Genomic DNA, 12,669 nt, shown 5'->3' on the forward strand with positions numbered 1-12,669 from the left:
TGTGGTGAGTGGAAACCGCTTAGTATCCAAGACGGATGATATTTTATGTAAAAGGGAGAAATAAACATTGAAAAAAATAGTGCTTGGAATGGTTTTGGGTGCCGGTATTACTTTTTCTACTGCTGTATATGCTTCAGATGCTATTCAAGCAATGAAGTACCAGGTGGCGTTTCTTTTTAATGGGGTTATTAAACAAGTGGATAGTGAGTACACCGTTTTGAACTATAATGGACATGCCTATGTGCCTATCCGTTTCGTAGCTGAAAGTATGAGAGCTCAAGTTGAGTTCAATGAGGCTGACAAGCAAATATCCATAAAGTACGGCACACCAACTGAGCAGTTGCAATCGCGTATAGAGATGACTGCCCTCCAATTATTGAAATCGACAGAGAATGGGGAAATGAACGAAACTAAAAGTCAAATCGATGCGATAGCTCCAACTGAACTCAACTCCGTTTTTATACAGATTTTTAAAATGGCTCATATGTATCAAGGCAAGCCGCAGGTTATTAATTTGGTTGAACTATTGATTCAAAAGCAAGTTGATCTTAATATCGTCGATGCGTCCAATGGTTACACCCCGTTGCATTATGCTGCAGAACGATCCATTGATCTAGTGGGAAGTCTTCTGGATGCTGGACCTAAGGTGAACGTACTTGCAAATGGAATGACCCCGCTAATGCAGGTATCGAGTAAAAAACAACTTGGTTTGGTGAACAAGATGCTAGCGTTGGGAGCTGATCCAAATTTGGGCGGAGGGGCTCTGCTTTCGACGCTTCATCCCTTTGCCAGTTCGGGATTGAACGATGAGAGCGTCCAAATTGCGAAAAATCTTATAGCGTATAAGGCTGATGTGAACGCTACTAACTCAGATGGCGAAACGCCGCTGTTAGCCGCTGTAAGTATGAGTATGCCACAATCTCGGCAAATTGTTCAGTTGCTGCTCGAGCACGGTGCAGATCCCAATCAGATAGCAAAAAGTAATTGGTCAGGGCTGACTCCTCTCATGAGGGCAGTTAATTCCTATGGCCATGACTCTATTCAAGGTGTGTATACGATGGTCGAAATGTTGATTAACGCCCATGCAGATGTCAATGCAACCGACGATAAGGGCAATACAGTGCTCTCTTACGCGGTAGAATTCAATCAACATTCCATGGAAGGGAACAGTGCGGTAATCCGATTGTTGTTGAAGAAAGGAGCGAACCCACAGACGAAAGACAAGAACGGCGTTACACCACTTGATAAAGCTAAGAATATTGTAGACGAAAAAATAAGGGATGAAATCGTAAAGCTTTTAGAATAAGGATTTTTTCATTGGTATATAAAAAGCAGCCAGCGGCTGCTTTTTTCTTTGGCTATATTAAAGTCTTACAATCCGTTAATCATTCATTTTTTCACTTAATATCTGGGGCATTTTTTAATGGCTTTTGAAGTGCGTCCACAATGGCTGCGAAGATACTTGTTGCTAGAATACCCATTAGACATAATGATGTAGGACCCGCTGCATCATCACTTACTGTAACTTTTGCAAGCACCCTTAAGCTTACTATTGCTATCAAAATGAGAATAATAACCGTAAAAGCACATTTCTTTATAATCTTCAAAGATTTAAAGGATAGTTCAGAGAAAGCATTGTTCTTCTCAATGTAGGTTAATAGTTTATATGCTTGATACAACGCAACAGAAAACGCAATACAGAATCCGTATGTACATACTAAAAAGGGGATCACGAAGTAAGCTGTATCTGGATGTACCCTTGCATCTTTAACGGCTATTTGAGGTAACCAGATGCACAAAGCAAGCACTGCAATTCCAGCCAGAAAAATAATTACCTTTAAGAAAGTAGTTGAACCTCGTTTAACATTCATATCCTACACCTCACTTATTTAATGACAACATGATTTTAACACATGACTTATCGTTTTACAATAAATTTGTATTGTTTAATATTATATTATTGTTGTTATTGGAAAATTATTTTGTTTTTAATAAAAATAAAAAGCATTTCTAATTACTATGCAATAGGCTATAGTTTGTAATAGAAGTTGATTGGAAGTCGGAGGAGTTTGAATGGTTTTTTCGATTGAATGACTTGATTGGAGTAAATCACATGCGCAAAAATTGCAAATTGATCTTGGTTGAAGGTTTGTGCGGTACAGGCAAATCGACTTTAGCAGAAAGATTAAATGGGTACCTCGTAGAACAAGGCATTCCCTCTCGATTCTATGATGAGGGAGCAATAGGACATCCAACGAGTTTGAATTGGCACGCTTTCTTTCGCGAAGAGGAGTATAAGGAACTTCTGATGAGGTATCCAAACAATGTTAGGTCATTATCAAGCAGTTGATTACCTTATTGAGGAGCATATTCAGGAAATCGCTGATCAGATAATTGCTTTGAATCCCATGGTGATTTATTTAACTTATCCGAATGTGAGGGAGCAGCAGGTTTGGATTTCTTCCATCCGCTCAAGACCTAACTTTGCCACAGAACAAAATATTAGGTTTATGGAAAACAGGAAGAAGATCGAATTGGGGCTGCTGGAAATGCTACCATTTCCAACCTATACATTTGAAAATGAAAACCTTGACTGGGAAGCGGTCTTTAGCAAGATGGTGGAGGCTATCCAGACGAACGAATAGATAATTACATCTCAATAATCCTTGGAAGCACTGCCGCGCGCAGTGCTTCTTTTCGTTCTTACTCGAATAAGGCAATACCTAATCGCACATAATATGCAATGAAATTTTTGGAAAGGGGGATACGATGAGATGCTGGATATTCCTGCGAAAGTGAGCGAGAGCATTCAAATCAATCATGATACGTTGCAGGATATTTTCCACAATTGTGTCGATGTTGTATTTAGACCGTTAAAGCTATCTGATCAATCCAACATTCTGCTCGTTTATATACAAGAATTAACGGATTCTAGCAAATTGGAACAGATTATTTCAGCATGCATGATAAGTCGCGATGTTGATCGACTGACACAGTACGATACAGCAACAAACTTCTCAGAAATCGTAGCAAAAGTCTTGAAAGGAAGTACGGCCATCTTACTAGATGGTAAGCCTTTTGCTTACTTAGCCGATATAATCGCGTTTAATCAACGCGCGATCAATGAACCTACAAATGAGGCGTCTATTCGTGGTCCACGAGAGGGATTCACCGAAGACTTAAAAACAAATTTAAGCATGATTCGCAGAAAAATAAGTAATTCGAAACTTAAGTTCGAAAATCATCTTGCAGGTGAGTTGACCAATACGTCGTTCGTCATTGCTTACATCGAAGATGTAGTCAAGCTAGAATTGCTTGAAGAAGTTAGAACGAGACTTCAAGCGTACCATACGGATCAACTACTGGATTCAGGTTATATTGAAGAATTTATTGAAGACAAGTCATTCTCCCTTTTCCCTCAAATTCAAAATACAGAACGTCCAGACACCGTTTCATCTAGTTTATTGGCAGGTAGGGTAGCCATTATCGTTGACGGCTCCCCGAATGCACTACTGTTGCCTATGACATTCTGGGCAGGCTTTCAAGCAGCAGAGGACCACTATGAACGCTTCTTATACGTCTCATCAGTGAGACTTTTGCGCTTTCTACTGGCTATTATGTCTTGTTTACTACCCTCTATTTATGTTGCGCTTACGACATTCCATCCACAAATGATTCCACTCACGTTGATGCTTAGTATTTCAGCATCTAGAGAAGGCATCCCGTTCCCAACCGTCATTGAAACCTTGTTGATGGAGCTTATGTTTGAAGGTTTACGGGAAGCTGGTCTTCGTTTGCCTAAGGCCATTGGATCAGCAGTGAGCATAGTAGGTGCCTTAGTTATTGGTGAAGCAGCCGTCCAAGCTGGATTCATTTCAGCTCCTATTGTCATGATTGTTGCTGGTACTGGGATTGCTTCATTCGCATTTCCTAGCTATAGTTTGGCCTTACCGTTTCGAATTCTACGTTTTCCATTATTAGTTTTAGGGGGAGTCCTTGGTCTCTACGGAATTGCGATTGGTATTATTTTCATCATGATTCATCTCGTGACACTTAAATCATTCGGGATGCCGTATTTAAGACCGGTTGCCCCTCTTGGTGCTAATTTCTGGAAGGATACGCTTATACGAATAAATAAACGATTTGTATCGGCACAAGGTCAAGGTAAGCAATGAAGAAAATCGGGTATTTTATTATTATTTTGATACTGACATTGATGCTCTCTGGTTGCTGGGATCGAAATGAAATTAATGATTATGCTTTCTGGATCGGAACTGCCTTAGATATATCCGAAGATGGTAAACTTCAAAAAAGTGCTCAAATCGCGGTTCCTGCAGATTTTAAGAGTATCAGAAACGGTGGTGGAAATAGCCAAAGGGCAAACATCGTATTAACCGCGACGGGTTCGACAATTGGGGACTTGACGCAACAAATTCAAGACAAGTTGCCGCGCAAAGTTTTCCTTGGGCATCGTAGATCTATTTTTGTTGGAGAAAAGTTGGCACGAAAAGGACTAATTGATGTGATGGATCAATTCACACGGAATACCGATACACGGTTGAGAACGGATATTTTCGTTGTGAATAACGGAGAAGGAAAAGAAGTATTGAATATCAATAGTCCGTTCAATCCATTTTCATCGATCGTGGCTGTTGATCAAGACCGGTATTGTCGTTTAGGTGACACTGCTTTACGAGATGTATTAATTGATGCTCGACGGGATGGTATTCGCCCTGCGATGCCGATGGTCGAGATTTCTCCGATGAATAAACAAGAGAAAGACAAAATATTTGATGTCAGATCAGTTGCTATCTTCAATAAGAACTTACAAATGGTCGGTGAAGTGAGTGGGAGAGAGTCTTTAGAATTGTTTTGGGTAAAAGGTGTACTGAAAAATCAATTCGTGACGGAAGAACTTGAAGAAGGAAGTATATCCTTATACGAATCCAATTTAAAACAATCTATCCGAACCCTATTTGATGGTAATAAACTGAAAGCCTATGTAAAACTTGTTGGGACCGGAAGGGTACTTGAAAACAATTCGGACATAGATCTTTCTGTAACCAAAGAACGCGTCAGGATCGAGCGTAAGCTGAACGAAATCAAAGCTAAGAGAGTAGAAGAGACGATAAAGAAGATACAGGTTCAATTCGGACAGGATGTGTTCGGATTTGGTGAAGAATTTCACAGAGAACATCCATATCGATGGAGAGAACTTCGAGATCGATGGGATGATATATTCCCGACGATTGAAGTAGCAGTTGATGTCAAGTTGACTATTCAAAGTACGGGAGATATCCGTAAGCGAATCGTCGGGAAAGGGGAAAAAGAATGAAGATTTCCACGTGGCAGTTATTTTGGATGTTTACAACCTTAGAAATCTCGATGTCAATCTGGTTAACGATATCGCCAACGATTGAAATCGCTAAACAAGATGCTTGGATCTCAATTGCGATTGCGGGTTTGATTGGTCTATTCGTAACGATGATTTTAGTTCGAGTGAGTCAGAAACATGCTTCACACACGTTAGTGGAGTTTGCTCAAAAGTTATTTGGGAAGTGGGTTGGGAAGCTAATTAGTCTACTATATATTGTGGTTTGGTATTCTGTATGCGCCGATATATTACGCATATTTTCATTGTTCATTAAGCAGATTTTATTCCACGATACACCGGTTTGGAGTATCTCGGCTTTGATGATATCGGCAATGATCTATATAACCTACGCTGGCAGCGTCGAAGCCATAGCACGTTTCAGTGAATTGGCTGGACCCTTGATTCTTTTTGGCATTGTGATTACATTTGCATTAAATATACCTAATTTGCATCTATCGCTCATTCTGCCGATCTATGCGGATTCTGGTGTCCTACCGATTTTGAAAGGATCATTAGTAAATGCCTCTTTCCTTGGGGAATCCATGATGATTATGATGTTAACGCCATTTATCTCTAAGCCGGAAAAGCTGCTTAAACCGATTCTGTTATCCATTTGCATTCCATCTTTGCTTGCCATTATTGCCACAATGATGGTTATTTCAACGTTCGGCATACATATCGGTTCGAGCTTGTACTTTCCGTATTTTGCTATGGTTCGATTCATTAATTATTTGGATTTTATTCAAAATATGGACGTCTGGATTGTGTTCATCTGGATTTTTTGCGTATTAGTAAAGTTGTCTATTTACTTGTTCATCAACAGTTATGGAACTGCACAATTATTTGGAGTCAAGAAATGGCGGGGAATGATCGCAATAACTGCACCCGTCATTTTCGTTATTTCATTAATTCCTGCAAATGTTTTTGGGATTTTAGATTATGCAAACTTAGTCTGGACTGATTTTGTTTTTCCTATTTTCATCGTCGGTCTTCCCTTAGTTTTTCTATTTGTTAGTCTTATTAAAGGGAGACATGTGCAAGAGGTGTGACTGGTGGAATTGATGACGAATATAATTCGGAATGCATCTGTGACTTTATCACGGATTTCCATTAGCTTTTATGCTAAGATGTTACGAAAAAAGCATTTTTTAAGGAGCTGATTCCGTTGATTCTCGCTGAACATCTAGCACGTATCATTTCAATATTTCCTAGTTTGACAGACATCTCAGAACAGGATTGGAATCATGAAGGCATAAAGGTCATTGAAATGGTACCCAATTATATCATTGAAGAAGGACATTTTCTGGAGCACGTCGTGTTGATTTTGGATGGCACAGTCAGAATGTATAAAATAAGCACGAGTGGTCGGGAAATCACGATGTACAGGATTCAGAGCGGAGAATGTTGTCCATTGATGACCTCAAGTATTTTAGGTGAGACGGAATATGAAGCAACAGCATGCGTTGAAACGGCTGGGTTGGTGCTGTTGATTCCTTCGGGGATATTTCGTGAATGGGTGGATCGCTATCGGAATTTCCGGCAATTCATCTTTAAATCATTCGCCAAACGGATTGTTGTTATGTCCAATTTGTTGGACAGCGTCAATTTTAAATCCATTCGGGGACGAATTTCAGAATTCTTGATTCACATGACAGAAAAAAACGGGAATATCGATACTTTGCATATCACCCATGACTACTTGTCTGTTGAGCTCGGTACTGCCAGAGAGGTGATCAGTAGAACGTTGAAGGGACTTGAGAAGGAAGAAATTATTAAACTTTCAAGAGGGAAAATTACGATTGTAAATCGAGGGGCTCTTCAACGATATATGGAATTCAATTGAAACGTTATTGATAAACCAAACCACCCATTGGGTGGTTTTTTTAATGGATTTCTGCTATGTGACAAAGTTACGGTTCGATTTCAGTAACCCTGATATCATCATAACTGTAAGAACTTTATTACCACTCGCTAGATCAAGAAAGGAGACATATATCATGAAAAACGTTGGAGGAACAGACCGCGCCATCCGCATTATAATAGGAATCGCCTTATTATCTTTGTTTTACGTACTTCCAGGCTATTGGAAATTAGTAGGACTGATTGCCGTACCACTTCTGATTACTGGTTTGGCACAGAAATGTGGTATCAATAAATTATTGGGTCGTAATACTTGTAGGATCAGATAAATACGACTCGAACATTGTAGAGAGAGGGGGGCATGTTGCTGCCCCTTTTTTATATAATGGATCAGTTTATGAATATTTAAGAATTGCTTTAGAAGGAGTTAACTTCAATTGATTATCTTAAAGGTAAGAAGATATCAAGGGAGATTCTAACAGAATGAAAAACTTTTCGATGACCAAGAAAAAATGGATGCTGAGCTTACATATCTTATTCGCAGCCATCATGTTAGGGACAAGTGTGACGTTTCTCATTCTGAGCATAACAGTCGCGAGCACTAGTGATTCGGGGTTAGTACTCTCGTGTTACAAAGCCATGCACGTATTAGCCGGAACTTCTTTACGAGCATCAGTGATTGGGACCATCGTGACAGGTGTGCTATTATCGCTGGGGACTCACTGGGGTTTGGTAAAATACTATTGGATCATCGCCAAAGAAGTGCTTACAGTTGTCGCGGTTATCGTAGGTCCCATAGGTATGTACATTTGGACGTTGAAAGGAATATCCATGTTAACTGAAGTTGGAGGAGAAAGTGCGAACCAAGGTGCATACGTTTCCAACATGCTATGGTTATTTATAGGCATAGGACTTCAGTTACTCTCATTAATCGCGATGTATCTACTATCGGTGTTTAAGCCTTGGGGGAAGCGGAAAAAAGTTAGAAATAAAGTTTTAAAATGAATAGGACTCTGAGAATATTTTTTTCACAACTTGCAGTGTTCGACAGTTTATTTATGACCGACTCCGTATACTAAAAAAGAATACAGATAAATATGTATCTTTTGGCGGAGGTAATATTCATGATTATAGTTCCTACGGCCCTATGCCAACCGGGTATGCGGATTGGTAAAGCCGTTATGTCCGAACATGGACGAGTCATGCTTGGACATCGCGTTGAACTTACACAATTTATGATTAAAAAATTAGTCCAAATGGGACTTGATTTCTTGTATATCGAAGATAAGGAAACGGAAGATATCCCCATTGAAGATTCGATTCATGAGGATACCCGCGCTTTGTTGCGGATGGCATTGTCTAAAATTTATACAAAATTCAGCGCAACTTCACCATTGGGAGGAACGACGAACGCCACAGAAATATCGCGGCTACTATTCGAGGGTATTTCAAAAGTGCTTGATGATATGAATAAAGGGAGAAAAGATCTCGTCTCCATCACCACATTAAATATGGCTCCGGCAACCACATTGGAACAGCACTTCTGCCAGAATGCGATCAATGTATGTGTCTATGCGACTAAACTTGGCATGCTTCAGGGGTACTCACACAAAGAGTTAATTGAATTAGGATTAGGAGCATTGCTCCATGATGTAGGGAACATCCAGATTCCTTCTAAGTTATTATTAAGTAGTTCAAAACTGTCTGCGAGCGAGTATATAGAAATTCAGCGACATACAGAATTAGGATTTAACATGCTCAAGCAGGAAATCGGGATCCCTTTGCTGAGTGCCATCTGTGCGTTACAGCATCATGAGCGGATTGATGGGAGCGGTTATCCTAACCATCTCAAGGGGGTGGAGATACATGAGTATGCTCGGTGGATTGGCATGCTCGATTCGTATGATGCCATGACCCATCCGAGGGCTTATCGGAATTCCATTGCACCTCATTATGCTTTGGAAATTCTTTATGCGAATGCCGGAAGTTTATATGACATTAAAAAAGTAACCCAATTTCGAAATAAGGTGGCCATATTCCCGGTAGGACAAGGTGTGAAGTTAAGCACAGGAGAAATTGGCGTCGTATGTCGACAAAATTCCTTCATACCATCTAGACCTGTTGTCAGGGTCCTTAAAAATGAGCGTGGAGAAAAGTTGAAAATACATTATGAAATTGATTTATCGCTTGCACTTCATGTAATGATCGATAATATTAGTGAGCGTGCCATATACTCTCGAGATAAATGACAGCGGATATATGAAAAAGCAGAGGATAGGAAAGGGATAAATCCCTAATCTTACCTCTGCTTTTTGGTTTAACCGATTAATCCGTAATATTTCTTGTATAATATTCAATAATGTCCTTACGTCGAATGATACCTAAGAAAACGCGATCCTTATCTACAACGGGAACAAAGTTCTGGTCAGCAGCTAGTGCTAACATATCTTCCATATGTGCATCGATGGCGACGCACTCGTTATAAATTCGTTTTCGAATGTTGGTGACAGATACTTCATCCATGTTAACGAAGGACAGGCCGGGAGTGCACTTCAGTTTCCATAATAAATCTCCTTCGGATAAAGTGCCCACATATTTCCCTTCCTCATCGATAATTGGAATCGCTGTATAATGGCAAGCTTCCAGCCGCTCCATCGCTTCTTTCATCGAAGCCGACGTCGTCAGGTAAGATACTTTGTCTTTAGGTAGTAAAAACGATTTAATTTCCACTTTGTTTCGCTCCTTTTCATCCGGAATTAGTTTCACTATTTAATTAAAACATAAATCCGACCAAAAGAGTGCACAATTGACGAGTGTAATAAATGGAAATATGGAAACGTTTGATTTTTTGTAACATTGGAGAAGCTCCATTCCATTATAAAAAAATGTAAATAAATTTCCAAATAACCCATTTCATACAGAACATTCCTACGATGCCCACGTCTAATTGAATAGGAATAAGCTGGGGGGATGACATGAGAAAATGGCTAATAGGCTGCACACTTTGCATAAGCATAGTGTTCGTTGTAGGTATTCATTTTAAGTCAACTTACTGCATTACTATTATTAATAAATGGTGAAGTTATTTATCTTCAAAGGAGTGAGAGGGGAATCTGATGACCAAAAAAGTTGTAGTGATCCTTATCAGTGTGTTGATCGTAGGTTTAGGGTGTGGTTATTCAATAGCTAGTTTCACGACAAAGCCTGATACAGAGATAAGTCTGGAACCGACCACCACTCCTAAAGAAGAGAGTAAACCTACGCCAAATGTTGCACAAATAAGTGCGAATTTAAAGGATAGGGATACCTTATTGCGCATATTATCAAGAGTTCATGATAGCACAGAAGGATTCGAATATACGGAGAATCAGCTAAAGGAGCTTCAGGCAAATCCCGAAAACAAGGTGTACAGCAAGGTTCTGCAGAAATTCGTCCAATCAAGACTAAACCAAGAAGTCACGTCATTTCAAACGATCAGTGACTCCGTAAATCCCCGTTCATTGCTCATAACGACTAACGATCAACATGCCTATATGGTTTATATGAAAAAAGATTATTCTCATGATGGGATTTGGATCGTTAGTGGTTTTATGGATTATATGCCACAAGAGAATCAAATTAATGAGGTCTATACCTCAATTTCCCTAACGGAAGCACCTGGCGATGTAAAAGAGTGGGCACAATCCTTATTAAAACAGCCAGAGTGGAGAAAAGAATTTCGCACATTCGGAGATCGCACATATGCATTGATCAAGTCATCCTCGTCTTTTTCTGATTCGGTGGAGTTGGAGGAAGTCATGAATTCGGCCGGAGAAGTGTATATTTCCTACCAGACGTATCAATATCCCGCGAATAGTAATATAGATCTGATCAATGATTATTTGTTGTTGGAATTAAAAGGACCAGGTATTAGGGACGTTATCTTTCAGAATACCTACTCCAATTTCCCGCTTATAGGGGGGAAGGAGCCTGTTCCTGGAGATGAGGGAACGCTCTCACATTTGAAGGACAGTATTGTGTTGGATCAGAAATTCATGGAACTAGCTGCAATGGGTAAAATTCGCGGAGTCGAATATGGCATCGGTGCCACAGAGGCTGAAGTCATTGCAAAATGGGGTAAGCCTCATGAAATCGGTTCAAGGCAAGTCGAATACCAACAATGGAATAATTATCAATTATACTACTGGCCGCCAGACCACAAGATCGGTGCCATTCGTATTCTAGGAGCTTCGGTGCCGTACACGTTGGCCCAAATCAAGAAGTCGCTAGGAAACCCAACAAGTGAAGTGAATGGCGTAGACGGCATTTGGAGCTTACTGTACCAAGCAGGTGATTACGGATTGTATGTTAATGCTACAACCCCAACTGGGCAAGTTGAATCCGTGATGTTAAAAAAGAACGAGTAGCTGAACTGAAGGAGTGGAGTTGGAATCAGTGAGGAGGTGCACACTTGAAGGCAGTGATCTACACGAAATACGGCAGTCCGAATGAACTAATTTATACAGAAGCGGAAAAACCGCAGCCGAAAGATCACGAAGTATTAATTAACGTACATGCGGCATCCATCAATTCATGGGACTGGGATCTGCTGCGAGGCACTCCGTTCTTAGTGCGAATCGGCGGCGTTCTAAAGCCCAAATACACGATACTTGGAGCAGATATTGCAGGGCGTGTAGAAGCGGTGGGCAAAGAAGTAAAGCAGTTTGTTCCAGGAGATGACGTATTCGGAGATATTTCCGGCTGTAGTTGGGGCGGATTTGCAGAGTATGTGTGTGCTTCAGAAAAAGCATTGTCGCTGAAACCAGCTACGATCACCTTTGAAGATGCCGCGGCTATACCCCAAGCAGCTGTCCTCGCCTTGCAGGGTTTACAGGTCAAAGGACTTATACGGAACGGCAATAAGGTATTAATCAATGGTGCGGGTGGCGGTGTGGGGACATTTGCAATACAACTAGCCAAATTATTTGGAGCAGAAGTGACTGCAGTCGACAGTGCAACGAAACTGCCAAAGCTTCTAGCGCTTGGTGCAGACTATGTGATGAATTATAGGAAAGAGGATTATACCATAAGTGGGAAAAAGTATGACGTTATTCTTGATGTTGTGGGTAATCGGTCGATATTCGACTGTAAACGTGCCTTAAGCTCGGATGGACGTTATGTGATGGTGGGAGGCACCATGCCTCGGATTTTTCAAATGATGTTCCTTGGACCCCTAATTTCATGGATAGGAACGAAGAAAATGGGACTCTTAATCCATAAACCAAATCATACGGATCAAAATGAATTGATGGCGCTCTGGGAGACCGGCAAATTAGTACCTGTGATTGATCGTCAATATCCATTAGGTGATGTTGCAGAAGCTTTAAGATACTTTGGAGAAGGGCAGCACACCGGGAAAGTTATGATTCGTGTACGATGAAAAAAGGCTGATCTCA

General features: G+C 40.5%; 13 protein-coding genes. 11 read left to right on the forward strand and 2 right to left on the reverse strand.

The features are described 5' to 3' along the window. The first annotated feature begins 67 nt into the window (after positions 1 to 67). Positions 68 to 1,306, forward strand: a complete 1,239-nt coding sequence (locus ASL11_RS26805) for an ankyrin repeat domain-containing protein (RefSeq protein WP_056621602.1) — start codon at positions 68 to 70, stop codon at positions 1,304 to 1,306. A 91-nt stretch (positions 1,307 to 1,397) separates the two neighbouring features. Here ASL11_RS26805 and ASL11_RS26810 read toward each other — a convergent pair whose 3' ends face one another. After that, positions 1,398 to 1,871 carry a DUF2975 domain-containing protein gene (locus ASL11_RS26810; protein ID WP_056621603.1) on the reverse strand — a complete coding sequence of 158 codons (474 nt, stop codon included), beginning with the start codon at positions 1,869 to 1,871 and terminating at the stop codon, positions 1,398 to 1,400. 453 nt (positions 1,872 to 2,324) lie between these two features. Between ASL11_RS26810 and ASL11_RS26815 the strand changes: the two genes are divergently transcribed. From ASL11_RS26815 to ASL11_RS26850, 8 genes are all read left to right on the forward strand, one after another. Then, on the forward strand, positions 2,325 to 2,645 hold the full coding sequence (locus ASL11_RS26815) for a hypothetical protein (RefSeq protein ID WP_056621604.1): 321 nt from the start codon (positions 2,325 to 2,327) through the stop codon (positions 2,643 to 2,645). A gap of 129 nt (positions 2,646 to 2,774) precedes the next feature. After that, complete coding sequence (locus ASL11_RS26820; protein ID WP_056621605.1) at positions 2,775 to 4,175, forward strand: spore germination protein; 1,401 nt, start codon at positions 2,775 to 2,777, stop codon at positions 4,173 to 4,175. Beyond that, positions 4,172 to 5,335: a Ger(x)C family spore germination protein gene (locus ASL11_RS26825; protein ID WP_056621606.1), complete on the forward strand. Its 1,164-nt coding sequence runs from the start codon at positions 4,172 to 4,174 to the stop codon at positions 5,333 to 5,335. The genes ASL11_RS26820 and ASL11_RS26825 overlap by 4 nt, the downstream gene beginning before the upstream one ends. Next, entirely contained in the window at positions 5,332 to 6,423 is a 1,092-nt protein-coding gene (locus tag ASL11_RS26830; protein ID WP_056621607.1) for a GerAB/ArcD/ProY family transporter, read from the forward strand. Before ASL11_RS26825 ends, ASL11_RS26830 begins: the two co-directional genes overlap by 4 nt. Before the next feature lie 116 nt (positions 6,424 to 6,539). Beyond that, positions 6,540 to 7,217: a Crp/Fnr family transcriptional regulator gene (locus ASL11_RS26835; RefSeq protein ID WP_235550588.1), complete on the forward strand. Its 678-nt coding sequence runs from the start codon at positions 6,540 to 6,542 to the stop codon at positions 7,215 to 7,217. A 154-nt stretch (positions 7,218 to 7,371) separates the two neighbouring features. After that, positions 7,372 to 7,563 carry a YgaP family membrane protein gene (locus tag ASL11_RS26840; RefSeq protein WP_056621608.1) on the forward strand — a complete coding sequence of 64 codons (192 nt, stop codon included), beginning with the start codon at positions 7,372 to 7,374 and terminating at the stop codon, positions 7,561 to 7,563. Between the two features lie 154 nt (positions 7,564 to 7,717). Next, positions 7,718 to 8,239, forward strand: a complete 522-nt coding sequence (locus ASL11_RS26845) for a hypothetical protein (protein WP_056621609.1) — start codon at positions 7,718 to 7,720, stop codon at positions 8,237 to 8,239. 119 nt (positions 8,240 to 8,358) lie between these two features. After that, complete coding sequence (locus ASL11_RS26850; RefSeq protein ID WP_056621610.1) at positions 8,359 to 9,483, forward strand: HD-GYP domain-containing protein; 1,125 nt, start codon at positions 8,359 to 8,361, stop codon at positions 9,481 to 9,483. Between the two features lie 76 nt (positions 9,484 to 9,559). Here ASL11_RS26850 and ASL11_RS26855 read toward each other — a convergent pair whose 3' ends face one another. Next, entirely contained in the window at positions 9,560 to 9,964 is a 405-nt protein-coding gene (locus ASL11_RS26855) for a CBS domain-containing protein (protein ID WP_056621611.1), read from the reverse strand. 386 nt (positions 9,965 to 10,350) lie between these two features. Between ASL11_RS26855 and ASL11_RS26860 the strand changes: the two genes are divergently transcribed. Beyond that, positions 10,351 to 11,640, forward strand: a complete 1,290-nt coding sequence (locus ASL11_RS26860) for a DUF4309 domain-containing protein (RefSeq protein ID WP_056621613.1) — start codon at positions 10,351 to 10,353, stop codon at positions 11,638 to 11,640. A gap of 53 nt (positions 11,641 to 11,693) precedes the next feature. Then, positions 11,694 to 12,653, forward strand: a complete 960-nt coding sequence (locus ASL11_RS26865) for an NAD(P)-dependent alcohol dehydrogenase (protein WP_327205118.1) — start codon at positions 11,694 to 11,696, stop codon at positions 12,651 to 12,653. Positions 12,654 to 12,669: the final 16 nt, after the last annotated feature.

The sequence above is a fragment of the Paenibacillus sp. Soil750 genome (assembly GCF_001428045.1).
GTDB classification, from domain to species: Bacteria; Bacillota; Bacilli; order Paenibacillales; family NBRC-103111; genus Paenibacillus_E; species Paenibacillus_E allorhizoplanae.

Excerpts from the sequence above, each read along its gene's own strand:
- ASL11_RS26810 (WP_056621603.1), bottom strand. The coding sequence starts at position 1,871 with ATGAATGTTAAACGAGGTTCAACTACTTTCTTAAAGGTAATTATTTTT.
- ASL11_RS26815 (WP_056621604.1), top strand. The coding sequence starts at position 2,325 with ATGTTAGGTCATTATCAAGCAGTTGATTACCTTATTGAGGAGCATATT.
- ASL11_RS26820 (WP_056621605.1), top strand. The coding sequence starts at position 2,775 with ATGCTGGATATTCCTGCGAAAGTGAGCGAGAGCATTCAAATCAATCAT.
- ASL11_RS26825 (WP_056621606.1), top strand. The coding sequence starts at position 4,172 with ATGAAGAAAATCGGGTATTTTATTATTATTTTGATACTGACATTGATG.
- ASL11_RS26830 (WP_056621607.1), top strand. The coding sequence starts at position 5,332 with ATGAAGATTTCCACGTGGCAGTTATTTTGGATGTTTACAACCTTAGAA.
- ASL11_RS26840 (WP_056621608.1), top strand. The coding sequence starts at position 7,372 with ATGAAAAACGTTGGAGGAACAGACCGCGCCATCCGCATTATAATAGGA.
- ASL11_RS26845 (WP_056621609.1), top strand. The coding sequence starts at position 7,718 with ATGAAAAACTTTTCGATGACCAAGAAAAAATGGATGCTGAGCTTACAT.
- ASL11_RS26850 (WP_056621610.1), top strand. The coding sequence starts at position 8,359 with ATGATTATAGTTCCTACGGCCCTATGCCAACCGGGTATGCGGATTGGT.
- ASL11_RS26860 (WP_056621613.1), top strand. The coding sequence starts at position 10,351 with ATGACCAAAAAAGTTGTAGTGATCCTTATCAGTGTGTTGATCGTAGGT.